Here is a 23,789-nt window from a genome sequence, read left to right as displayed (position 1 = left end):
CCAAGCCTTGATCGCCCTGGCCCGCCGCCTGATCGACGTCATCTGGGCCCTGCTGCGAGACGGCCGTGAGTTCCATCCCTCACCGCCGATCACGCCGTACGCGGCTTGACATGGTCATTGAAACTCCTTCGTGGGAGATGAGGGGGTCAGCCTTTGAGTCCTCCGGCGAAGCCGTCGATGATGCTGCGCTGGAGGGCCAGGTAGACGGCGAGGACCGGCACGATGCTGATCAGCAGGGCGGCGAAGATGAGGTTCCAGTCGGCGACGAACTGGCCGACGAAGCCGGCGACCGCGACCGGCATGGTCTGCTGGTCGCTGCCGGACAGGTAGAGCAGGGGGGTGAAGAAGTCGTTCCACACGCTGACCGCGTTGAGCACCAGCGCGGTGACCGTGACCGGTTTGAGCATCGGCAGGATGACGTAGCGGAACGCGGTCAGCGGGCCGCAGCCGTCGATGGTGGCGGCCTCCTCGAAGTCGCGGGGCAGGGCGCGCAGGAAACCGACGTAGAGGAACGTGGTGAACGGGACCTGCAGGCCGGAGTAGAACAGCACCAGCGACCACACCGAGCCGAGTAGACCCAGGTCGCGGACGGTCTGGTAGAGCGGCAGGGCGGCGAGCTGGAACGGCAGGATCAGCCCGAGCATGATCAGCAGAAAGGTCCCGCGCGACCAGCGGGCGGTGGAGCGGGCCAACGGGTAGGCCGCCAGCGACGACACGGCCAGCACGATCAGGACGCTGACCGTCGTGACCACGATGCTGTTGATCAGAGCGCCGCCGAGGCCGCCCTCCTGCCAGGCCTGGGTGAAGTTGCTCAATGTCGGGCTCCGGGTGAGCGCGATCGGCGAGGAGGTGTCGCTGGGCGCCCGGAAGGCCAGGTTGACCAGCACGTAGACCGGGAAGGCGAAGACGGCCGCCACCGCGATCATCAGCATTTCCAGAGCGAGGGTACGGCGGGTGTAGCGGTTCATGTCGTCGCCTTCTCGTTGCGGTCGAGGACGGCGTACTGGCCGGCGGAGACGACCGCGACGACGGCGGTGAGCACCACGGCGAGGGCGATGCTGTAGCCGAACTCGCCGAGGGTGAACGCGTCCTTGTAGATCAGCGTGGAGATGGTGTCGGTGGCGTGTCCGGGCCCGCCGCCGGTCATGCCGTAGACCTGGTCGAACAGTTTGAGCCCGCCGATGACCGACAGCATCACGTTGATCGTGATGGCGGGCGCGAGCAGCGGCCGGGTCACCGACCAGAAGCGGCGGACGGGGCCGGTGCCGTCGATCGCGGCCGCCTCGTGGATCTCCTGGGGGATCGACTGGAGGCCGGCGACGAAGATGACCATCGAGTAGCCGGCGTACTGCCACACCACGACCAGCACGACCATCCACAGCGCCAGGTCCGGGTCGCCGAGCCAGTTCTGCCGCCAGGAGTCCAGGCCGAGGCCGGCGAGCAGGCTGTTGACGGCGCCGTCCGGGCCGAGCAGGTTGCGCCACAGGTAGGCGGTGACGATCTGGGCGACGACGGCCGGGGCGAACAGCAGGACCCGCAGCAGGTTGCGGCTCTTGATCGCGGTGGTGACGCCGAGGGCGAGCAGCAGGCCCAGGCCGTTCTGGACGACGGTGATCGTCACCGCGATCACCAGGGTGTGCCGGATGGCCTGGAGGGCGTCCGGGTCGCCGGCCATCGCGGTGAAGTTGTCCAGGCCGATGAACGCGAGGTCCGGGTCGAGGCCGTCCCAGTCGGTGAAGGCGTAGTAGACGCCGCGGGCGCTCGGGACGAGCACCACGAAGGCGAACAGCAGCAGCGCCGGGACGGTGAACCACCAGGGTGGCGCCGCGGGACGCCTGGTGCGGAGATCGGTTGCCACGGGCACCCACCTTGCTGAATCGTTTCATAGACAGGTGGCACGAACCGGCCGCCGACGCGGCACCGGAGTGATGTGGGTAACGTTTTCCAAATGTTTCGCCGACCTTACGAGCCCACGTCGATCAGCGTCAAGGGTTCGATGGTGGGCAACGTTTCACGCGGCTGCGCCGTTCAGTACGCTTTACTGAACCCTGACCATGAAGGAGAGCCGGTGGACAAGCCCGCGCCCCGGCGCGTCACCATCGTCGACGTCGCGCGCCACGCCCAGGTGTCCACCACCGCCGTCTCCAAGGTGCTGCGTGACGCGTACGGCGCCAGCCCCGCGATGCGCGAGAAGGTGCGCCAGGCCATCGCCGAACTCGGCTACCGGCCGTCCGCCGCCGCACGAGGCCTGCGCGGGCAGACGTACACCATCGGCGTGATGCTGCCCGAGCTGCGCAACCTGTTCTTCGCCGACATCCTCGACGGCATCACCGCCCAGCTCGGCGACAGCCCCTACCAGGTCCTGCTCGCACCCGGCTGCAACGGCGAGAAGGCCGAGGCCCGGGTCATCGACGCGATGATCGACCGCAGCATGGACGGCCTCGTCCTGATCGCCCCCGTGTCGGCGAAGAAGCGCCTCACCGAGGTCGCCCGCAGCGTCCCCACCGTGGTCGTCGGCCGGCACGGCTCCTCCCCCGCCTACGACAGCGTCACCGACGACGACATCGCCGGCGCCGCCCTGGTCGTCGACCACCTCGTCGGCCTCGGCCACCGCCGCATCGCCCACATCGAACACCACGAGACCGACCGGGTCCGCCTCGCCGAGATGCCCAACGCCCAACGCGCCGACGGCTACCGGCAGGCGATGACCGCCCACGGCCTGCACGCCGAGATCGACATCGCGTCGACCAGCTACACCCAGGCCGGCGGATACCTGGGCGCCCAGCAGCTGCTCGCCCGCCCGGTCCGGCCCACCGCCATCTTCGCCGGCGCCGACGTCGTCGCCCTCGGCGCGCTGGAGGCGATCGCCGAGGCCGGCCTCACCGTGCCCGGCGACATCTCGGTCGCCGGCTACGACAACAGCGCCCTGGCCGCCTTCGGGCCGATCTCGCTGACCAGCGTCGACCAGGACGGCCGCCAGATGGGCGCGGCCGCCGCACGCCTGCTCATCGACCGCATCGGCAACCGTGACCGCCGCACCGCACAGGTGAAGCTCTCCCCCACCCTGGTCGTGCGCCGCACCACCGCCACCGCCTGAATATGATCAGCGCGGCGTCGGAGGAAGGCTGGCAAGCGTGCGCGACGAGTTGGCGGGACGACTGCGGCAGCTGCGTGACCTGACCGGGCGGAGCCTGCGCGAACTCGAACGCGACATCCACGTCAGCAGTTCCTCGCTGTCCCGCTACTTCTCCGGGCAGGCCGTTCCACCGTGGCCGACGGTGGTGGCGCTGTGCCGGGCGGCCGGCCGTGACCCGCGGCCGTTGCGGGAGATGTGGGAACGGGCCAGGGAGCAGCCCACGGCGAGCACGACCACGACCGCGCCGCCGACCGTACGCAATGATCTGCCGCACGACGTCACCGCCTTCACCGGACGCCGCGCGGAGCTGGAGCTTCTTCTGTCCACCGCGCGCAGCGCGCCGATGGTGACGATCGACGGCATGGGCGGGGTCGGCAAGTCCGCGCTGGCCATCCACGCCGCACATCTGCTGGCCGCCGACTTCCCCGACGGCCGGCTCTACCTGGACCTGCACGGGTTCACCCCGGGCCGGGAGCGGGTTGAGCCGGCGGAGGCGCTGCGTGTGCTGCTGGCCGCGCTCGGTCTGCCGCCGGGTGGCATTCCCGACGGGGTCGCCGAGCGGGCCGCGCTGTGGCGTTCGGAGCTGGCCACGCGCCGGGCGATCGTGCTGCTGGACAACGCCGCCGACGCGGATCACGTACGCGATCTGCTGCCCGGCGCCGGTCCCGGCTTCGTCGTGATCACCAGCCGCCGGCGGATGGTGGAACTGGACGGCGTCCAGCCGATCTCGCTGGACGTCCTGCCCACCGAGGAGGCGGCGCAGCTGTTCGTGGCCTCCGCGGGCGGGACCCGGCCCGGCGACGTCGGCGAGGTGCTGCGCCGCTGCGGGAACCTCCCGCTGGCCATCCGGGTCGCCGCCGCACGGCTGCGGCACCGGCCGGCGTGGACGCTGGACACGCTGGTGGAGCGACTGCGTGACGGCGAACCGGCGGTGTCACAGGTGTTCGAGATGTCGCTGCGCCAGCTCGACCCGGCCCAGCGGCGGATGTTCGGGCTGCTCGGGCTGGTGCCGGGTGAGGACATCGACGCGTACGGCGCCGCCGCCCTCGCCGGGATCCCGCCGGCCAACGCCCGTTGGCTGCTGGAGGACCTGGTCGACGTCCACCTGGTCCAGGAACCGGCGCCGGGCCGCTACCGGATGCACGACCTGCTCCGGCAGACCGCCGTCCACACCGACGGCGCCGCGGCCGACCCGGCGCCGGCGATCGCCCGCCTCGCCGACTACTACCTCAGCGGCATGCTGGTCGTGAAAGAGCAGGTCGAGGTTCTCATCCCGCTGCCGGTCACCGTGTCACAGCCACCGCCCGCACTGCCCGGCCTCGCCGACTACGAGACCGCCGTGGATTGGATGGACACCGAGTGGCTCAACCTCACCGCGACGCTCTCGCTGGCGGTGCGATCAGGCCTCGACACGCCGGCCGTCGGGCTCGGCCAGCTGGCCACCATCTCCTACGGGCGGCGCGGCGGCGCGGCCGAGCTGCATCGTGGGCTCCTGCTCACCCTGCCGGCCGCCGAACGACTCGGGGACCGTCGTGTGCTCGCCGCCCACCGGTACCTGTTGGGCGCCGTGCTGATGCGCGCCGGCCGGCCGGTGGAGGCGGCGCCACCGCTCGAGCAGGCCCGCGAGCTGATGGCCGCGGAAGGCGACACCGTCAGCGAGGCGTTCGCGCTCCTGCAACTGGCGGAGATCCGCATGTACACCGCCGACGCCGAGGGCGCCGTCGCCCTGCTGCGACGGGCGACCGCGCTGCGGCCTCCCGTCGAGGCGGTCCGGGTGCGGGTGTGCACCGGTCTCGGTCAGGCTCTGGTACGGCTGGGACAGCACGCCGAGGCACGCGAGGTCGTCGCGGAGCTGATCGGATCCGTCCCCGGGCAGGACCGGCAGACCGAACGCATGTGCCTGGAGGTGCTGGGCCGGGCGGCGCTCGGCTTGGGCGACGCTCGGGCCGCCCTCGATTTCGCCGAGCGGGCCATCGCGATCGACCGGTCGACCCGGCACCCCATCTTCGAGGCGGCCGACCTCACCGACGCGGCCGTCGCCCTGCTCCACCTCGGGCGCCCCGACGAGGCGACGGCCAGGCAGGCCGAGGCCATGCGGCTTCTCGAGCGGGCCGGCGAGCCGCACCGGATGGCGCGCAGCCTTCTCCCGTACGCGCAGGCGTGCCTGGACACCGGCGACCGGGACGCCGCGGCCCGGCACTTCCGGGCGGCGCTGGAGGTCGCCACCACGCACGGGCTCACCTATCTCGTGACCGCGGCGCGTGCGGGACTGACCCGGGCCTCCTGAGCTGTCCCGTCCCGTCCCGGGACACCCGCGCGGGCGCTCGCCCGCCGCAGTGAAACCGCAGGTCGAAGCGGGGTTCGACGGGGTTCGCCGCGTCCCGGCGGGCCCGGCGTGCGTTGTCCCGGCCCGGCCGCCGCGCCGAGGCTTGCCGCATGCGAACGACACCTTCCCTGCTCGCCGAACTGGACGCGCTGCCCACCAGGTGGCAGGTGCAGGGGACGCTTGCCGCGCCCGTCACCGCGGTCACCCCGCTTCTGCTCGCCGTCGCCGAAGGCCGCGTCGGCGACGACAACCTGCTGATCCTGGCCAGGGCCTCGGCGGCCCGGCAGGGTGCGATGACGGTCGTCGCCCGGCCCGGCGCCGGCGCCTACCGCGCCGAGCTCGCCGGGCCGGTGGAGCCGGTGGAGATCCAGGTGGACCGGTCCCGGTCCAGAGTGGCGGTACGCAGCTGGTACGCCGGCGTGCACACCACCGAGACGTGCCCCGCCGGCACCCGGGTGGTCCACCGCGTCCACCAGGTGCTCCCCGGGCACCCCGGGTACGCGGACGGGATCGCCGAGATCGACCTGCACACCCGCATGTCCCGCGATCTGCGGCGGGTCCTGGACGTGATCGCCGACCGGCTCGGCTGCCCCGCGGTTCCCCCGATCAGGGCGGGGCCGTCCCCGTGGCCCCGATGACCGTCCGTTCAATCAACCTCAGGAACAGGAGCACACCCCCATGACCAACCTGGCCATCGCGGCTCACGGGCTGCGCAAGTCCTACGGCGACAAAGTCGTCCTCGACGGCGTCGACCTGGCCGTCGCGGAAGGAACGATCTTCTCCCTGCTCGGCCCGAACGGCGCCGGCAAGACCACCACGGTCCAGATCCTGTCCACCCTCATCTCCGCCGGCCCCACCTCCGGCGACATCCGCGTCGGCGGCCACGACCTCGCCACCGACCCGCAGGCGGTACGCCGCACGATCGGCGTCACCGGCCAGTTCTCCGCCGTCGACGGGCTGATCACCGGCGAGGAGAACATGCTGCTCATGGCCGACCTGTATCACCTGTCCCCCGGCGCGGGCCGGCGCGTCACCGCCGACCTGCTGGAACGCTTCGATCTGGTGGACGCGGCGAAGAAGCCGGCCTCCACCTACTCCGGCGGCATGAAGCGCCGCCTCGACCTCGCCATGACCCTGGTCGGCGGGCCGCGGATCATCTTCCTCGACGAACCGACCACCGGCCTCGACCCGCGCAGCCGTCACAACATGTGGCAGATCATCCGCGACCTCGTCGCCGACGGCGTCACCGTCTTCCTGACCACCCAGTATCTGGAGGAGGCCGACGAACTCGCCGACCGCATCGCCGTGCTCACCGACGGCCGGATCGCCGCCGAGGGCACCGCCGAGGAACTGAAACGGCTCATCCCCGGCGGGCACGTCCGGCTGCGCTTCGACGACCCCGCGGCGTACGCGCGAGCCAGCGGAGCCCTGCGTGAGACGGTACGCGACGACCAGGCGCTGACCCTGCGCATCCCCAGCGACGGCACCCAGCGCGAACTGCACGTGATCCTCGGCCGCCTAGACGCCGCCAGCGTGCACGCCGACACCCTCACCGTGCACACCCCCGACCTCGACGACGTGTTCTTCGCCCTGACCGGCGGCGCGGCCGGCATCACCGACAAGCCCAAGGAGACCGTCCGATGAGCACCCTCACCCTCGCCGCACGCGACTCGTCCACCATGCTGCGCCGCAACCTGCTGCACGCCCGGCGCTACCCATCGCTGACCCTCAACCTGCTGCTCACCCCGATCATGCTGCTCCTGCTCTTCGTCTACATCTTCGGGGACGCGCTGAGCGCCGGGATCGGCGACGGCGGGCCGGACCGTTCCCAGTACATCGCCTACCTCGTCCCCGGCCTGCTGCTGATGACCGTCGGCAGCACCGTGATCGGAACCGCGGTCTCCGTCGCCAACGACATGACCGAGGGCATCATCGCCCGCTTCCGCACGATGGCGATCCACCGCGGGTCGGTGCTGGTCGGGCACGTCGCCGGCAGCGTGCTCCAGTCGGTCATGAGCGTGATCCTCGTCGGCGCGGTCGCCGTGGCCATCGGCTTCCGCTCCACCGGCGCCACGACCGTGGACTGGCTCGCCGCGTTCGGGCTGCTCGTGCTCTTCTCCCTGGCGCTCACCTGGATCGCGGTCGGCATGGGCCTGGTCAGCCCGAACGCCGAAGCCGCCAGCAACAACGCGATGCCGCTGATCCTGCTGCCCCTGCTGTCGAGCGCCTTCGTCCCGGTCGACTCGATGCCCGGCTGGTTCCAGCCGATCGCCGAGTACCAGCCGTTCACGCCCGCCATCGAGACCCTCCGCGGCCTGCTGCTCGGCAGCGAGATCGGCCACCACGGCTGGCTCGCCGTCGCCTGGTGTCTCGGCCTGTCGGTCCTCGGATATCTCTGGTCGACGGCGACCTTCAACCGCGATTCCAAGTAACCCGCGGGCTGTCCCGAACCGGGCGGCGCACGCCGACACCGCGTCGGCCTGCGCCGCCCTGCCGCGCCGTACGGGCCCGACCCGTCAGTCCTGGCCGGTGAGACGGTCCTGCAGGAACTGGTGACGGAACTGGTAGACCGGGCCGTTGCGCCGGAGAATCCCGCGCCGGTGCGCGTCGGCGAGGAACGTCATCAGCCGCCACGGCAGCCTGCCCTGGGCCGCGTAGATCATCCGCCACAGGGTGTACGCCCCGTACCGGGACTGGGCGACCGCGGTCAGCAGGCCGGCGCTGACGCCGTAGGTGACGATGGTGCTCAGCGCCGCGACGGAGCCGACGAACACACCGCCGCCCTGCGCCGCCGCCCGGATGCCGGTCGCCACGCCCAGCCCCACGGCGATGACCGTGACCGCGGTCAGGAACGTGCGCCGGTCCTGGACCAGCAGCTCCCGCGGGGACAGCACCTCCGTCTCGGTCGCCGACTCGCCGTACGCTCCGAACGCCACCGCCGCCGCCGCGCCGCTGGTCACGGCGATGGGGAACAGCCAGATCGCCGGCACTCCGCTGAATCCGGCGGCGACGCCGACCACCGCGCCGAGGATGAGCCCGCCGGTCGTTCCCAGCCAGGTGAGGTTCGGCGCACGTGCCGGGAACCGGCGGGTGGCCACGTCGCGTGACACCTTCACCGCCAGCCCGAAGGTCACCCCGAGCATCAGTCCGTACGCGAACCCGGCAGCGACGCCGGTCACCGCCGCGACGAACGCGCCGGCGTGCAACGGCGTGTCCAGCAGTCCTTGCCGGGTCTCGCCGTCGATGACCGGCCGCCGCAGCTCGATCCCGGCGTACGCGACGATCAGGCCGACGGCGAGGCCGGTGATCGGGGCACGGCCCCATCCCGCTGACAGCGCGTCCAGACACGCGCACCCCACCGCGGCGGCGACCGCCCACGCCCACACGCCGACCCGGCCGCGACCATCGCCGGGCACCGGCGTGACCCGGTCGGGGTGGAAGACGAACCACACGACGACCGCGACACCCACACCGTCCGCCGCGGCACGGAACCAGTCGCCGTCGATGTCGGTCCTTCCCAGGTACGCGAGGCCGTTCAACGCGATGGTCGTGACGCCGGCGAGAGCCGCGGCCAGCCGGGCCCTGCGTATCGCACGGCCACGCGACGGCGCGGGCCCGGCGCCCCGGCCGGGGCGAGCGTAGGCCCAGGTCGCGGCACACCACACCGCCACCGCCGCGGCCCAGCCGTCAGCCGGTCCGATCAGCCATCCGTTCGTCACGTCCGGGCGGACCCCGTCGGTGAGTCCGCCGAGCACCGCGGTGACCACACCGATCAGGGCGGCGGCCACGACCGGCGCGGCCGCCGATGTGTTCCGGCGGGTTGCGGTGGTGGCCTGGATCGCGGTCCACAGCAGCAGCCCGGCCACCAGCGCCGTCAGCAGCGCGCCGTTGACGGTCTCGTCGCCGCGGCTGGACCAGCCGTCGGCGAAGCCGGCCCCGAACCCCATCGTCCAGGGGGTGCCGGTGCTCGATCCGGGCGATGGGGTGTCGTCCTGCAGGACCGCACCGGCCGTCACCGCCCCGGCGACGAACAGCAGCACCTGCCACCAGCGCGGCCGCCGCACCGACAGCGGCCGCCAGGCGAACCCGCCCGCGATGGCCGCGACGATGGCCAGGTCGTAACCGGCGCTGACGGTGCCGGCGATGTACGCGCCGGCGACGGCCAGGGCGCCGGCGCCCAGGCTGCCGGTCAGCAGGACGGCCATCAGACAGCAGAGCACCGCCGCGGCGGTGACCCGGGCGCCGGCGAACAACCCGAGTTCGAGGTCCTGATAGAACCAGCCGTTGAACGTGGTCGCGGACAGCATCGTCCACCCGACGGCCGCGGCCAGCACCGCCACGACCCGCAGGATTCCGCGGCGGCGAGGCGACAGCCGCCCGGCGTCGCCGTCCGGCTCGTGCCGGGCGGGTGGCGGCCGCAGGTTCCACCAGGTCAGGTCGGTGGGGTTCGGACGGTCGCGCAACGACGACGCCAGGAACCGCAGCCACCGGTTCACGTTCGCCAGCTGCCCGGGGCGCAGATCGCGGTACCGGGCGGCGACGTACCGGTCGAGCAGGTGCTGCTCGATCGCCTTCTCGCTGGTGAACCGCGTCAGGTCGGCGGGGTCCGGCGGGTCCGCGGCGGCGTTGTAGACGGTGTCGGCCAGCAGGGCCATCATCGGGGTCTCCAGGACCGCGGCGAGCGGGCCGCCGCGGCGTACGGCGCTGTCGACCGTGTCCCACCGGCTGCGCTGCCCGGCCTGCCGGCGAAGGTATTCGACGACGACGTCGCCGGGCTGCGGATCGAGTTTGACGCCGGTGGCGGCGCCCAGAGCGGCGGGAGTGTGGGCGAGCGCCACCCGGGTGAACTCCACCGGCCGGCTGGTCAGCAGCAGAATCCGTTGCGGGTTCACGTGGATGTCGTCGCGCAGGTAGGACAGCAGTCCGTCACGGACCTGCGGTGGGACCTCGTCGAACCCGTCTATGACGATCGCGAGACGGTTCGATCGCAGCAGGGCCATGGCGTACGACGGGTCACCGGCGACCGGGGCCAGCTGGCCCAGGAAGCGGTAGTTGCGGATGAGCCAGCGTTCCAGCCACAGTTCGACGCTGTCCCCCGGCTGGTCGCGGCCGGCTCTGGCGAATCCCCGGTCCTCGCCGGATTCGCCGCTGCCCGGCACCGGGTAGGGCGCGCCGTCCCACGCGGCGGCCGGGACGATGACCGGGACGACACCGCCGAACTCGGCGCGACGGCCGATCACCTCGACGACCGTACGGATGATCAGTTCGGTCTTGCCGGCCCCGGCCTCGCCGAGCACGACCAGGCGCCGGGTCGGGGTCCGGGTCAGCCACACATCGGCCAGATCGAGGTCGGCGCCCTCGAGCGCTGCCGTGGACGCGACCCAACCGGCTTTCCGGCTGGGCACGGCCGGGGCGTCGTGCCGCTGCACCCAGGCGCGGGAGTCGCGGACGCTGGCGCACAGCCCGTCCAGAGCCGGTTTCCAGCTGATCGGCAGCCGGTCCTCGCTGTGCACGTTCAGTTGGGTGGCCTCGGCCGACCACTGCCTGCGCACCACGGCGGCGAGCCGGTCGGCCATGGCGGTGACACCGGTCCGGGACCGGCGACCGAACAGCAGGAACTGGCGGATGTGCTGGGTGACGTTGGTGGTCACCGTCCCGTAGTTGTCGCCACCGATCGCGACCGATCCCGGCGCGGCAGCGGTCGTACGGCCACCCATGTCCTCGCGGTGGCCGGTGGGTGGATCCTCCGGGCCGCTACTCATCCTTCGGGCGGTGGGGTGTCCCGTCGAACCGGGTGGTGATGTCGGCGGTGTTCGTCCCACCGATCGCGACCGAGGCGGGCCCCAGCGCGGTGACGCCACCCGGCGGCGCGCTGCCCGCCCGGTTCTCCCCGGAGGCGCCTGTCGCCTGCGCGTCGATCTTCCCGGAGTTCGCGTCGGCGACAGCGACCGAACTCGGTCCGGCCGCCGTCGTCGCCGGGCGTTCGGGGCCGCGGCTGTGCCGCCAGGTGGCCCAGCCCAGAATCACGCCAGCGGCGCCGAGGCTCACCGACAGGAACACACCGACGAGCGACACCCACTTCTCGGCCCGGTCCAGCCCGAGGCCGCTCAGGACCCAGCCGACGCCGCCGAGGCCGAGGACCACCAGAGCAACCGCAAAGATCACTTTCCGTCGATCGTCCACTCACGCATCATCACCCAAGACCGTCGTCCCTGCCTAGAAGGTCATCACTCGCGGCACCGCCCCGTCAGCGACGCGTGGTGGACGCCTGCCGTTGGCGTGACGGACATCTCACCGGCACCACGCATCGTCGGTCATGGACGTCGACGCAGCTCAGCGGCCCGACGACCGCGCCCGGGGCGATCTCGGGCCGAACGGCGTTTCCCCCGCGTTCACCTTCGCGTCACGCGCTTCCAGCAGTGTCATCCACGCCGCCATATCCACGGAGGACTCTGATGATCGACGCTCTCCGTTCCGTCGGGGATGTCCACCGTGCCCGTGACCTCGCGCAACGGCTTCTGGTGGATCTGCCGGACCGCTGGCGGCACACCGTCGGGGTGGCGCGACGGGCCGAGATGGCGGCCGCCACGGTCGGGCCGCGCAGCGAGGGCGAGATCCTGCTGGCCGCGGCCTGGTTGCACGACATCGGATACGCCGCCGCCCTGTACGACACCGGCTTCCACCCGATCGACGGGGCCCGCCACCTGGAGGCCACGGGGTGGCCGTCACGGATCGTCGCTCTGGTCGCCCACCACTCCGCGGCGTTGTACGCGGCCCAGGCCCGCGGCCTGGCCGAGCGCATCACCCGATTCCCGCGCGAACAGTCGCGAGTGTCCGACGCGCTGACCTACGCGGACCAGACGGTCGGCCCGAACGGCCGGGTCGTCAACTTCGAACTGCGTCTCGCCGACATGCTGCGCCGGCACGGACCCGACTCCCCAAACGCGGCCGCACGCCAGCTCCGCACACCGCTGCTGCGCGCCGCGGTCGTCCGTGTCCAGCATCGGCTCGCCATGGTCGACCACCTGCCGTCGGCTGCGTGACGACGGAGATCACGCAGGTCGAGACCTTGATCGACATCGCGCTGCAGCTGGCCGCCGACCATCCCCGGCGCGTCCGCCGTCTGGTCCTCGAATCACCCCTGCTGCCGCTGGCGGGACGGGCGCCGCTGCCGCCCGTCCCGGCGGTACGCGTCCTGGCCCGGGCACAGTTCCTGCTGTGGCTGACCACGAAGGTCCCGGCCGTGGTGAAACTGGCCGCGGGAGCACCTCCGGCGCAGCTCGCGAAGGACGACGCCGACGAGCTGAACGCGATCAACGCGACGATGTTCCCGCTGGCTCCCCGCCGGGCGGGCACCGTCCACGACCGGGCCACGGTGGCACGGCACGCCCTCGCCGACCGCATCCCGGTATCCGGGATCACCGCCCCGGTGCTCATCATCAACGCCGCACACGCCCTGCTGGCGCCGCACGACGACGTCGAACGGTTCAGCGCTCGGCTGTCCGACGCCCGCACGCTCGAACTGGACCACGGCGGGCACGTCCTCATCGGCAACGTGGAGACCCTGCGGCGCGCGGTCATCGATTTCCTCGACGCCGGCCGCTGACCGCGACGCCGACTACATCTCGTCGGCGTCGTCCGCGCTGCGCCGGTGGGCCTTCATCCACGTCTCGACGTCGTCGGTCAACCAGATCTTGCCCTGGGCCAGGTCCGCGACCGGCTTCGGGAAGTCCGTCCGAGTGGTGATCTGGTAGGCGCGCTGGCGGCTGACACCGCCGAGGCGAACTCGGATCTCGTGCGCACCCATGAGGCTGATCGGCTTCGCTGGCATACAGCGGACTATAGCCGAATGACAAGATGCATCGGGACCAGCGGCTCAACGACAAGCAAGTCCCACCCGGCCGGGGCATTTCCGGGTGGGACATACTGCGCGGCATGGTCACCCGGTCGAGGCCCACGACGGCCCTCGCACTCGCCGTCTGCCTGCTCGGCGGCTGCCTCCTCGGCGGCTGCACCGAGGAGCGGAACGAGCCGGGACACGTACGGTGTACCGAGCACGAGGAGGAGCGGGTGGCAGTGCTGGCGCGGCTGCCGATCCTGGACGCGCGCCCCGTCGGTGCCGAAGCCACCGGCGGGTTCTCCGGCTGCGGGGAGGACGACTCCGGCGATCCGGTCGCCTCCCACGCCGCTCACACCTACCGCAGCACGCTGACGGAATCCGAGATCCGGGCCTACTACTGGGACGAGCTGAAGAAGGACGGCTGGCGAAACGCCTCCACCGCCATAGCTCCGGAGGTCGCTCCGGCGCTCGCCTTCCTGCGCGGCATATCGTGCCTGGTCAAAGACATCGAGGGTACGAGGGTGGTGGTCACCGTCGCCTTCGATCCGCCACCGGGCTCGTCCGCCTCCCCGGCCCCGGCGGCGTTCGCGGTCACCGCGACCGACCAGGACCCCGAGAACCTCCAGTCTCCCTGCTGACCAGCGGCAACGCCGTCAGCTCCGCTCGTGGCCCGGGAGCAGCCCGGCCCGCTGGAGCAGGCGCAGCCAGGCATCGGTGAGCTCGCCCTTGTTGCGGCCCTTGCGGATGCGGTGTTCCAGCAGCCCGGGGCCGAGCACGAGGGAGACCAGCTCCGGATAGCGCGGCCCGAAGACCCAATCGGCGAAGAAGGTCACCGCATCCGGCGCGATCGGGTGGTGAACCTCCTCGACGACCTCCCAGTCGATGTTCCTCTGGAACCACGCCCAGTCCTCGACGTAGTACACGTCGCCCTTGACCGGGTCGAGGGAGATGGACTCGCCGCCGCGGACGCCGAGACGGCCCTTCGTCAGGGACTGCCACGACCACATCTCCCAGCCGAGATCGATCGGCATGGGCAGGAGCATCTCGATGTCCGGCCGCGACCGCCACCCTTCGAGCGAGCGCAGTTCGTCGGGGCAGTCGAACCGGAAGAGCGGGCCGGCGACCCACTCGAACAGCCGGAACGCCGCCACGGCGGCCGGCGGCGCGTCCGCGGGCGCCTCCCGCAATGCCAGCGGCGGCCCGATCTCGACCGGCAGACCCGACTCGGCCGCGGCGGCACGGCACCGCTCGATCCTGCTTCGCAACTCCTCCAGCATTCCGGTCATTGTGGTCGATGGCGGCAGCGAGCGGAGCACCACGCTGTTGTCAGCAAGTTTGACGAATCACTCGTTTTCATAGGTTTTCCCCTAGTTAGACTCCCGACGGCAGCAAAAGACGCTGCTCAGGGGGTGTGCACGTGCTGGCGTCAAACGTCCGGTCCCGCCGACCACGGGCGGTCCTCGCCGTCACCGCCCTGGTCCTGCTGCCGATGCTGACGTTCCCGGCCGCCCCGGTGAGCGCGGCGGCGCCCCGGACCTGGGACGGGTCGCGGGCGGAACTGTTCCTCACCGACGTGACGACACCGGCGATCGCGCCGGGCGGTGGTGCCCGGCCGGTCACGGCCACCCTGGTCAACCACGGCCCGAGCAACGCCACGAGCATCCGGTTCACCTACACCGTGCCCACCGGCCTGGCCTATCAGGGCGCGACCGTGGGAGCCGGCACCTGCGCGTTCGCCGCGCCCACGGTGACGTGCACGGTCCCGAGTCTGGCCGACGGGAGCCGGGTGCCGGTGTCGGTGCAGGTGTCCGCGCCCGCCGGGACACCGAACGGGGACCGGGCGGGCAGCTTCGGCCCGGTCACCGCGGACCAGTTCACCCCGGCCGGCGGCGACCTGCTGATGCGCGTCCAGGACCCGTACTGGATCGGCAGTGACGAACGAACCCCGATCTCACCGTCGTGGCCACCGTCGGATCCCTACACCGGCCCGCCGCCGGCCTGCCGGAACTTCACCGACGCCTGGGGCGAGCTACGGCCCTGCTCCGCCACGGTCAGCACCAAACAGGTGCTCACCCAGTCCACCGACACCACCTGCTGGCCGACGCCGTCCATCAAGAACTGCATCCGTACGTGGGAGATCGCGGGCACCTACCACGCCCCCAGAACCGGTTCGGTCACTCTGTGCATGAGCCAGGCCGACGACGGCGCGTACGTCAACTGGTCCGCCGGATACGACCCCGCGACCAGGCCCGGGCCCAACGGCGGCTATCACAACGTCGCCGAGACACCGTCGTACCGGGGCACCTGGAACACCGCCGGATGGCCGGTCGTCGCCGGGCAGGCGTACCGGTTCAGCATCCGGGTCGCGAACCGGGACAGGGCGTCGGAGTCGAGCACCAGCGGCGGTGGCGGGTTCGCCGGTTTCGGGCTCTCCACCGTCGGCGGCGACGCCGGCACCTGCTCGTTCGGCAACTTCGCACCGGCACAGCCCGCGAACGTGACGGTGTCGGCGGCCGCGGCCGGCATCAGCCTGTCCAAGCAGCTGACCACCCCACGCGCCGAGGCGGGCGACCAGTTCACCGTACAGATCCGCGACGGCGCGACGGTGATCGGCCCGACCGCGGCGAGCACCACCGCCGGCACCGGCGCCACGGTCACCCCCGGGACCGGCACCACCGGGTCGACCGACGTGACCCCGGGCACCACCTACACGCTGACCGAGGTCGCGGCCGGCACCACGAACCCGGGCCGCTACCAGACGTCGATCTCCTGCACCAACTCCCGCACCGGCTCGCCGACGGTACTCCCGGCCGGGCCGGTGGACCTCGCCGCCCCGCCCACGGTGACGCCGGCCGCGGGCGACGCGATCGAGTGCGTTCTGGCCAACACGCCGCGGCCGCGGGTCACCATCGTGACCAACACCGCGGTCATGGACGGCACCTTCGGCTACACCGTCACCGGTGGGCCCGCCCCGGCCCACCCCTCGATCACCACCTCGGGCCGGACCGGCCGGCTCGTGCTGACCGGCACACAGGTCGGGCAGCAGGTCGACGTGATCCCCGACCCGGTCACCGGGTGGCGGCTGACCAGCAGTGTGTGCGCCGACGCGAGGAGCGGCGCCGCGGTGAGGATGCCGTACACCCTGCGGACCGCGGACGACGTCGTGTGCACCTTCGTTCACCGGCCGCTCGCGGCGGTCTATCAGCCGTGCGCCGCGAACCGGATCCGCAACGGCGCCTTCGGCACGGGCCTCACCGGATGGACCGGATCCGGCGGCTGGACGGCCGCCGGCGGCCGGGCGGTGAACGGTGATCCGGGCGCGACGTTCGGCGGTGACCGGCTCGGCCAGCCGATCAACGGGATCACCGCCGGCGCGACGGTCGCGGTCGATGTCGTCCCGGTCGACGGCACCGGCGGCAGCGGCGGCAACCGGGCCGAGTTGCAGATCGTCTACGGCGGCACGGTCTACGCCACGGTGACCACCAGTCCCGCCGCCACCGGTTTCGGCGGCAACGCCACGGTCACCGCCGCCGGCGGCGCCACGGCGAGCCCCGCGAGCATCCCGATGGCAGGCGGCGGCACCGTCACCGTCGTCCTGCCCGGCAGCGTCCCCCGCGCCGGCGACCTGGAGTTCCGGATGGCCGTCACGGAATCCGCGGACACCGCGGCCGACCGCTTCGCGATCGACGACGTGGTGGTGCACGCCGCCGCGATATGCCTGCAGGTCGAATCGGTGGGCGGCTATGGCACGTTCGCGTTCCAGGCGACCAACGCCGACACGGATCCGGCCACCCCGGCCGCCGATCCCGGCCTCACCGTCACCACCACCGCGGCGGACAACCCGGCCACGGTCAGCAAGGACTTCAGCTCGGCCGCCCCACACCTGTCCCTGCTCGCCCCGGGCACCGACGTCGTGCTGACGCAGACCGGCCCGGCAGATTGGCGGCCGGACACCGTCGACTGCCTCAACGCCGCCACCGGCGCGGCCGTGCCCGCCTCGATCGCCGCCGGGGCGGTCACCGTCGACGGAGCCGCAATCACCGGCCGGACCACCGTGAACTGCTACCTGACCGAGGAACCGCTCGCGCCGAAGGTGACCCTGGTGGCCACCACCATCTCCCGCGACGCGACCTTCCACTACACCGTCGGCGGTGGACCGGCCCCGGCCGCTCCGGCGATCACGACCACGAACGAGGCCGGCAGCCGCACTCTGGACCACACCCAGATCGGCCAGGTCCTCACCATCACCCAGAACCGGGCGCCCGGCTGGCGGACCACCACCCGGGTCTGCGTCGAGGCCCGCACCGGCGCGGTGGTCCCCCTGCCCTACACCCTGCGCGGCGGCGACGATCTCACCTGTACCTTCACGAACCGGCCGGTGGCGCCGGCGGACCAGCCCTGCCCGGTCACCAACCTGATCCGCAACGACGCGTTCGACGACGGACTGACCGGCTGGACGCGCACCGGTTCCTGGGTGGCGACCGGCGGGCGAGCCACCAACCCCGACCCCGCGGCCACCTTCGGCGACAACCGGCTGGCCCAGTCCATCAGCGGCGTCGCCCCGCTCGGCGCGATCGCCGTCGACCTGGTGCCCCGCGACACCGGCGAAGGCGACCGGGCCGCCCTGCAGATCTGGTACGGCGGCACGCTCTACGCCACCGTCGAAACCTCCCCGGCCGGCGGTGCCGCCGGTTCCGCGACCGTCACCGAGGCCGGCGGTGCCACCGTCTCGCCGGCCGGAATCCCGATGAACCAGTCCCGCACCCTGGTCGTCTACCTGCCGCCGGCCGGCGTACCGAAATCCGGCGAGATCGCATTCCGGCAGGCCGTCACCCCGACCGGCGCCGCCACCACGGACACCTTCCTGCTCGACGAGGTCCGGGTGCTGACCACCGCGGTCTGCCTGCAGGTGCGCTCCCTCGACGACGTCGGCACGTTTCGCTACACCACCGGCAACCTGGACACCGACCCGACCGTCCCGGCGGACGTGCCCGTCTTCGCCGTGACCACCGAGGTCGCGAACCGGCCCGTCACCGTCAATCCGGACTTCACCGCGACCGGCACCCAACTGCTGGTCCCCACCCCCGACCTGGACGTCGCCCTCACCCAGGCCGGTCCGGCCGGCTGGATACCCACCGAACTGGACTGCTACGACGCCTTCACCGGCAAGCCGGTCCCGACCACCCTCACCGGCACCACGGTCACCATCGACGGCGCCGGCATGACCGCGTACCGGATCGTCAACTGCCGCCTCACCCACGAGACCCACCGGTACACGGTCACCAAGACGGCGGGGCAGACCAGGGTCCGGCCCGGCCAGCCGGTGACCTACACCGTCACCGTCACCAACACCGGCGCCACCGGCTATCCCGACGCCACCGTCCACGACCGGCTCACCGGCGTCCTCGACGACGCGGTCCTGACCTCGGCGAAGGCCAGCCGCGGCACCGTCACCTACGCTTCCCCGAACCTCACCTGGCACGGCACCCTGTCCCCGGGCCGGCGGGCGGTCATCACCTACACCGTACGGGTCAAGGACTCCGGCCACGGCGACCGTCGCCTGAGGAACACCGTCACCGCCGACGCTCCCGGCGCGTCCTGCGCCGGCCCGGCCACCCGCTGCCGCTCCACGGTTCCGGTCGGGACGGCGGCCGGCACGCCGGGGGCCCCACGCGAGCCCGGAACGCCCGATCAGCTGCCGGCCACCGGCCCGGCACCGATCCCGGCCGGCTACCTCGCCACGGTCCTGATCGTCCTCGGGCTGCTCCTGCGCCGGGTGAGTCGCCGACCGGGCGCCGGTTCGTCCCCGTGATGCCATCGAGCGGGCCGGTCCGGGGAGGCGACCGCCCGCTGCCGCGGCGACGGGGCCAGCGGCGAGTGCGCTTTCGGCGTACGAAAGTCTGATTCTGATCTGAGATTTTCGTCGGCGTGCGGGCCTGTCACATCTGGCCGGCCGTGATCGTCGGAGGGGTATGACTCTGACCAGGAAGCGGATCTGTGTTCTCGTGCTGGCCGTCATGGCCGTCGTCGTCGGTGTCTGGGCGGCCGCGTTCCCCCTGTCGTTCTACGGCGATTTCCCGTCGCCGGGCTGGGGCTGGGTGTCCCGGCTCGGGCCCTACAACGAGCACCTGGTTCGGGATGTCGGTGGCCTCTACCTGGCCCTGGCGGTGCTGAGCGTGCTCGCCTTCCGCCGGCCGACGGTCACGCTGCTGCGGGTCACCGGCGGCGCCTGGCTGATCTTCAACGTCGAGCACTTCCTGTGGCATGCCCTGCATCTCGGCGTCTTCTCGGCCTGGCATGCGATCGGCACCATGGCCGCGCTCGGGATGGCGCTGGTGCTGTCGATCCTGCTGCTGCTTCCTGACCGCTGATGATCATGTCAGGCACCCGCCCGGAACGGCGCCAGCGTGGCGCGGATGGTCTCGGCGGCGCCCCAGTCGTCGTCGAACTGGGCCAGGACCGCCAGGTGCTGTCGCAGCTGGATGATCGGCATGCGGGCCGGCCAGCCGTCGTCGAGGCCGGTCAGTTCGGCGTAGACGTCGAAGAACCGGCGTGACTCGGGCGGCGGCGCCGTGGTCCAGAGGTGGGCCAGGTCCACCTCGGCCCACATATACGACACCGCCGGGTCGATCAGCGCCGCCCGCCCGTCCGTGGTGGCCAGCACGTTCTGGGCCCACAGGTCGCCATGCGTCAGGCAGGCCGGCCGCTTCGGCAACAGCTCGGGAAGCCGGGCACACAGCCGTTCCAGCGCGGCCCGGTCGGCGGGTTCGAGCGCCGCCTCGACGCGGGGCTCGGACAGCCAGCGCAGCAGCCGGTGCTCGGCGAAGAAGGCGAAGCCGTCGTCGGCCCACGTGTTGATCTGCCGGCGGCGGCCCAGCCAGTTGTCGCGGTGCCATCCGAAACGGGGGTGGGCAGTGCTCGTGTGCAGGTGGGCGAGCGCGTGGGCGAACCGCTCCCAGAAGGATCCACTGCGTGGCCTCGGCTGCAGAAGCGACAACACGAGCAGCTCCTCGTTCGCCAGGAGCACCTCGGGTGTCGCCACCCCGCCCCGCTCCCGCAGGGCCGTCAGTCCTTCGGCCTCCGCGGCGAAGGCGTCACCGTCGGGTGCGTCGGCGAACGCTTTGACGAAGACCGGTGGGGCGTCCTCGCGCAGCGCGATCCCGGCGACCGCGGCGAGTCCCCCGCTGACAGGCTCGACGGTGACGACGTCGCGGATCCCCGCCCGCGACAGCCGCTCCGCCAGAAACGTCGCCGGAAGCATCAGCGTTGACCTCCTCGGGCCGGGAAGCTATTTCAGCGTGATCGTCTCGGTGGGGGCGGAGGACGGCTGGAAGCGGGCGGGTTCGCCGTCGAGGGTCAGGCCGCCGACCGGGACGAAGCGGACGCTGACCTTGCGCACGCCGTCCTTCGGGACCTGCACCTTGGCGTACAGCTCGTTCTGGTAGAGGTTGGGAGTGCCGCTGGTCAGCAGTTCGAAGTCGGTGGCCTCGGCGTCCACGGTGAGGGTGCGCCCACCCACCTTGACCTGGATGGACTTCGCCGCGTTCAGGCTGCCGCCGAGCTCACGCCAGCTCCAATAGGACAGCTCCAGGTTCACGTCGAGCCAGATCTTGCCCGGCTTGGCGTACGTGCCGTCGAAGGGGGTCAGGTACGCGGACGCCTTCACGTTCACCTGACCGCCGATCTTGTCACCCGGATATCGTCCGTAGACGTCCCAGTTCGCCTCACCCTCCGCCGAGCCGGCGGCGAGGGCCGCGCTCTGGGCATCGGGTTTGCCGGTGCGCAGGTCGATGCTCTGGGTGCGGCCGGCCTCGGTGACGGCGAGCGTGACCGGGGAGCCGATCGGCACGACGAGCAGCAGCACCCCGTCGGAGCCCTGGAGCCCCGGCATGACCCGCGTCTCGTCACCGACCCGGATCTTCACCTGCTCGTTGTCGGTGAGCGGGGCCGGGAACATCACGTAGGCCTTCTTGCCCACCTGTCCGCTGAGCCGGATCAGCAGGAACTCGTTGTCGGGCCCGGCGCTGACCGGGCCGGCCGGGGTCGCGTCGCCCGTCTTGAAGTAGGGCAGGAAGTCTCCGTCGAGAAAGACGGTGGTGGCCGTCTCCACGATGTGGAACCGGTAGCTGGGCCCGTCGAGAGCGGCCCCGGCCGGTGCCGCCTTCGGGTCGGGGAGGTCGATGAACGTGGACACGTCCGTGATCATGTGGGGGTCGGCGATCGTGATGGCCGGAGTGCTGGACGGCGCCGTGACCGGGGCTGGAGCTGAGACGTCACAGCCGGCCACAGCCGTCACCACCAGCCCCGAAGCCAGTACCAGAGCCAGCAGTCCCCGTATGCGCATCGACTGCCCCCGCTGTCGTGTGGAATCTGAAAAGCGCGGCCGACTCTACAGTCCGGCCTCCGTCCCGTGTGGCCCCGGATCAGCAGGGCAGGTGCGCCGAAAACCGATTGCGTAACCACCGTGGTGTGGTTGGGTCGGCGCATGTCGATCGCGATGCATCGGGCGACGCCGGAATCGCTTGCCGGAATCGTCGAGACGGTGGCGGGCTGGCAGCACCCCGGCGGCCCGGTCCAGCTGCACCCCGGCGACCTCGGCTGGCACTGGCGATTCGGCACGCGGGAGCTGGCCGAGGTCGTCCGGGTCTGGACCCGTGACGGGCGGATCCTGGCCGCCGGCATGGTCGAGGACGGGCTGATCCGCATGGGCATCGCCCCGGCCGTCGACGACGACGCCGGGTTCGCCGCCGGGTTGCTGGCCGCACTGCCCGGCGGCACCCAGACCGTCGAGGCCCGCTCCGGCGCCGCCTTTGGCGACCTTCTCCGGCGCAGCGGATGGGTGGCCGACGAACCGTGGACCCCGCTGACCCGGAACCTGACCGGCCGGGTGGAGGACAGCGGGCTCAGGATCGAGATCCTCGACGCCCACCACGTCGATGAGAAGACCGTCGAGGACCGGGTGACGGTTCAGCGGGCGTCCTTCCCCCACTCGACGTTCACTCGGGAACGCTGGCAGACGATGGCCGCCGCCCCGCCCTACCGCCGAGCCCGCTGCCTGGTCGGTTACCGCCCCGACGGTGAGGCGGTCGCCACCGTGACGGTGTGGTCGGCCGGCGAAGGACGACCGGGCCTGCTCGAACCGATGGGGGTGCACCACGACCATCGCGGCCACGGATACGGCCGCGCCATCACCGTCGCCGCGGCCGCCGCACTGCAACAGATGGGCTCCTCCACGGCGACGGTGTGCACCCCGGGCAGCAACACCGGCGCCGTGGCGACCTACGTGTCGGCCGGTTTCGACCGGCTCCCCGATGTCGCCGACTTCCGCCGCCCCACCCTCCCGGACAATGACCGGCGTGGATGAGGTCGAAGTCGTCGTCGCCCATGACGAGCGGGCGACCCTGCGCGTCGGTGACGTGTTCTTGAAGATCGACTCTGATCAGGCGCGCATCGACGTCGAGGTCGAGGCGATGGGTCTGGCGCCGATCCCGACCCCGCGGGTTCTGTGGCGCAAGCCGCCCGTGCTCGCGCTCGCCGCCGTGCCCGGGACGGCGCTGGGCCGTCTCGGCGAGCCGTCACCCGCGTCGCCGGCGGCGTGGGCCGCGGCCGGTGCGGCCGTGCGGCGGCTGCACGACGCGCCCCTGCCGCCATGGCCCGGCCGCAGCCTCGACGAACTCGCATCCCGGCTCGACGGCGAATGCGGGTGGCTCGTCACCAACGGTGTCCTTGGGAAGGACGTGGTCACCCGCAACCGCGAGGTCGCGGAGGCCGCGCTGCGCCCGTGGCAACCGGTGTTCGTCCACGGCGACCTGCAGATCACCCACGTGTTCGTCGATGACGACGTGGTCACCGGCGTGATCGACTGGTCCGAGGCGGCCCGGGGCGACGCCCTGTTCGACCTCGCCGTCCTGACGCTCGGACACGAGGAACACCTCGACGATGTGCTCGCCGGCTACGGCACGGATGCCGACCGCGACGTGATCCGCGGTTGGTGGTCGTGGCGCAGTCTGGTGGCGGCCCGCTGGCTGATCGAACACGGCTTCGACCCGTCCCAGCCCGGCTGCGAGTTCGACGTGCTGAAATCCCGGATGTGAGACCCCACAGCCGAAGCCGCCACCCCGGGGTGGGGTGGCGGCTTCGGCGTGTGTCCGGTCAGGCGAGCTTGACGTTGAAGATGGGGTTGGCGGCGAGCTTGCGGAAGGAGGCGAGGCTGGCCGGGGTGCTGTTGATGCTGATGTCGCGGTTGCCCTGGTCGTCGGCCTTGGTGTCGAAGTGCACGATCGCCTTGATCGCGGGCCGCTTCTTCAGCTCCGGCAGGACACTGTTGTAGACCGCGGACTTGTCGGTCTTCTTCCCGATCCGGTGGTAGCCACCCCACTCGGCGATCATCAGCGGCTTGTTCTTGTGCTTGGTCGTCGCCCACTCGTAGAAACCGGGGCCACCGTTCTTCGGCTTACGGTCGAGCAGGTCGGCGAACGTGCCGTAGT

20 protein-coding genes and 1 pseudogene are annotated in these 23,789 nt (G+C 71.8%); 12 read left to right on the top strand and 9 right to left on the bottom strand.

Annotation, left to right across the window (positions count from 1 at the left end):
• Window positions 1-146: 146 nt before the first annotated feature.
• Together J5X75_RS43065 and J5X75_RS43060 are read right to left on the bottom strand one after the other, a co-directional pair.
• Window positions 147-968 (bottom strand): carbohydrate ABC transporter permease, encoded by an 822-nt coding sequence (locus J5X75_RS43065; protein WP_208473517.1) that lies wholly within the window; start codon window positions 966-968, stop codon window positions 147-149.
• The gene (locus J5X75_RS43060) at window positions 965-1,858 is read right to left on the bottom strand and encodes a carbohydrate ABC transporter permease (protein ID WP_208473516.1); all 894 of its coding nucleotides are present in this window, start codon (window positions 1,856-1,858) and stop codon (window positions 965-967) included. Before J5X75_RS43060 ends, J5X75_RS43065 begins: the two co-directional genes overlap by 4 nt.
• A 210-nt stretch (window positions 1,859-2,068) precedes the next feature.
• On the opposite strand from J5X75_RS43060, the gene J5X75_RS43055 reads away from it, so the two are divergent.
• The 5 genes from J5X75_RS43055 (at window position 2,069) to J5X75_RS43035 (ending at window position 7,894) form a co-directional block, all read left to right on the top strand.
• Entirely contained in the window at window positions 2,069-3,097 is a 1,029-nt protein-coding gene (locus J5X75_RS43055; RefSeq protein ID WP_208473515.1) for a LacI family DNA-binding transcriptional regulator, read from the top strand.
• A gap of 37 nt (window positions 3,098-3,134) precedes the next feature.
• Window positions 3,135-5,423: an ATP-binding protein gene (locus J5X75_RS43050; RefSeq protein WP_208473514.1), complete on the top strand. Its 2,289-nt coding sequence runs from the start codon at window positions 3,135-3,137 to the stop codon at window positions 5,421-5,423.
• 149 nt (window positions 5,424-5,572) lie between these two features.
• Window positions 5,573-6,100, top strand: coding sequence for a hypothetical protein (locus tag J5X75_RS43045; RefSeq protein WP_208473513.1), 528 nt, complete (start codon window positions 5,573-5,575; stop codon window positions 6,098-6,100).
• A 40-nt stretch (window positions 6,101-6,140) separates the two neighbouring features.
• Entirely contained in the window at window positions 6,141-7,106 is a 966-nt protein-coding gene (locus J5X75_RS43040; protein WP_208473512.1) for an ATP-binding cassette domain-containing protein, read from the top strand.
• Entirely contained in the window at window positions 7,103-7,894 is a 792-nt protein-coding gene (locus tag J5X75_RS43035) for an ABC transporter permease (protein WP_208473511.1), read from the top strand. Before J5X75_RS43040 ends, J5X75_RS43035 begins: the two co-directional genes overlap by 4 nt.
• 84 nt (window positions 7,895-7,978) lie before the next feature.
• On the opposite strand, the gene J5X75_RS43030 is transcribed toward J5X75_RS43035, so the two are convergent.
• Both J5X75_RS43030 and J5X75_RS43025 read right to left on the bottom strand, forming a co-directional pair.
• Window positions 7,979-11,224 carry a hypothetical protein gene (locus tag J5X75_RS43030; RefSeq protein WP_208473510.1) on the bottom strand — a complete coding sequence of 1,082 codons (3,246 nt, stop codon included), beginning with the start codon at window positions 11,222-11,224 and terminating at the stop codon, window positions 7,979-7,981.
• Window positions 11,217-11,627: a hypothetical protein gene (locus J5X75_RS43025; RefSeq protein ID WP_208473509.1), complete on the bottom strand. Its 411-nt coding sequence runs from the start codon at window positions 11,625-11,627 to the stop codon at window positions 11,217-11,219. The genes J5X75_RS43030 and J5X75_RS43025 overlap by 8 nt, the downstream gene beginning before the upstream one ends.
• 290 nt (window positions 11,628-11,917) lie before the next feature.
• On the opposite strand from J5X75_RS43025, the gene J5X75_RS43020 reads away from it, so the two are divergent.
• Window positions 11,918-12,505 (top strand): HD domain-containing protein, encoded by a 588-nt coding sequence (locus J5X75_RS43020; RefSeq protein ID WP_208473508.1) that lies wholly within the window; start codon window positions 11,918-11,920, stop codon window positions 12,503-12,505.
• Entirely contained in the window at window positions 12,502-13,068 is a 567-nt protein-coding gene (locus J5X75_RS43015) for an alpha/beta fold hydrolase (protein ID WP_208473507.1), read from the top strand. Before J5X75_RS43020 ends, J5X75_RS43015 begins: the two co-directional genes overlap by 4 nt.
• A gap of 12 nt (window positions 13,069-13,080) precedes the next feature.
• On the opposite strand, the gene J5X75_RS43010 is transcribed toward J5X75_RS43015, so the two are convergent.
• A complete protein-coding gene (locus J5X75_RS43010; RefSeq protein ID WP_208473506.1) occupies window positions 13,081-13,293 on the bottom strand; it encodes a helix-turn-helix transcriptional regulator in 213 nt (70 codons plus the stop codon).
• Window positions 13,294-13,397: 104 nt separating this feature from the next.
• On the opposite strand from J5X75_RS43010, the gene J5X75_RS43005 reads away from it, so the two are divergent.
• On the top strand, window positions 13,398-13,940 hold the full coding sequence (locus tag J5X75_RS43005; RefSeq protein ID WP_208473505.1) for a hypothetical protein: 543 nt from the start codon (window positions 13,398-13,400) through the stop codon (window positions 13,938-13,940).
• A 15-nt stretch (window positions 13,941-13,955) separates the two neighbouring features.
• Here the strand turns inward: J5X75_RS43005 and J5X75_RS43000 are convergent, their stop codons facing one another.
• Entirely contained in the window at window positions 13,956-14,579 is a 624-nt protein-coding gene (locus tag J5X75_RS43000; RefSeq protein WP_208473504.1) for a hypothetical protein, read from the bottom strand.
• Between the two features lie 140 nt (window positions 14,580-14,719).
• Between J5X75_RS43000 and J5X75_RS42995 the strand changes: the two genes are divergently transcribed.
• Both J5X75_RS42995 and J5X75_RS42990 read left to right on the top strand, forming a co-directional pair.
• Window positions 14,720-19,114: a prealbumin-like fold domain-containing protein gene (locus J5X75_RS42995; RefSeq protein WP_208473503.1), complete on the top strand. Its 4,395-nt coding sequence runs from the start codon at window positions 14,720-14,722 to the stop codon at window positions 19,112-19,114.
• 160 nt (window positions 19,115-19,274) lie between these two features.
• The gene (locus tag J5X75_RS42990) at window positions 19,275-19,673 is read left to right on the top strand and encodes a hypothetical protein (RefSeq protein WP_208473502.1); all 399 of its coding nucleotides are present in this window, start codon (window positions 19,275-19,277) and stop codon (window positions 19,671-19,673) included.
• An 8-nt stretch (window positions 19,674-19,681) separates the two neighbouring features.
• Here the strand turns inward: J5X75_RS42990 and J5X75_RS42985 are convergent, their stop codons facing one another.
• Window positions 19,682-20,563, bottom strand: coding sequence for a fructosamine kinase family protein (locus J5X75_RS42985; RefSeq protein WP_208473501.1), 882 nt, complete (start codon window positions 20,561-20,563; stop codon window positions 19,682-19,684).
• A gap of 27 nt (window positions 20,564-20,590) precedes the next feature.
• Window positions 20,591-21,646 carry a hypothetical protein gene (locus J5X75_RS42980; protein ID WP_208473500.1) on the bottom strand — a complete coding sequence of 352 codons (1,056 nt, stop codon included), beginning with the start codon at window positions 21,644-21,646 and terminating at the stop codon, window positions 20,591-20,593.
• A 141-nt stretch (window positions 21,647-21,787) separates the two neighbouring features.
• On the opposite strand from J5X75_RS42980, the gene J5X75_RS42975 reads away from it, so the two are divergent.
• Both J5X75_RS42975 and J5X75_RS42970 read left to right on the top strand, forming a co-directional pair.
• Window positions 21,788-22,666: a GNAT family N-acetyltransferase gene (locus J5X75_RS42975; protein ID WP_208473499.1), complete on the top strand. Its 879-nt coding sequence runs from the start codon at window positions 21,788-21,790 to the stop codon at window positions 22,664-22,666.
• Window positions 22,650-23,396, top strand: coding sequence for a phosphotransferase family protein (locus J5X75_RS42970; RefSeq protein ID WP_208473498.1), 747 nt, complete (start codon window positions 22,650-22,652; stop codon window positions 23,394-23,396). Before J5X75_RS42975 ends, J5X75_RS42970 begins: the two co-directional genes overlap by 17 nt.
• A gap of 58 nt (window positions 23,397-23,454) precedes the next feature.
• On the opposite strand, the pseudogene J5X75_RS42965 reads toward J5X75_RS42970, so the two are convergent.
• Window positions 23,455-23,789, bottom strand: a pseudogene (locus tag J5X75_RS42965) (CBM96 family carbohydrate-binding protein); the annotation flags it as partial.

The sequence above is a fragment of the Actinoplanes flavus genome (assembly GCF_017592555.1).
Lineage (GTDB): Bacteria > Actinomycetota > Actinomycetes > Mycobacteriales > Micromonosporaceae > Actinoplanes > Actinoplanes flavus.
This window is presented reverse-complemented; position numbering and strand designations above follow the sequence as displayed.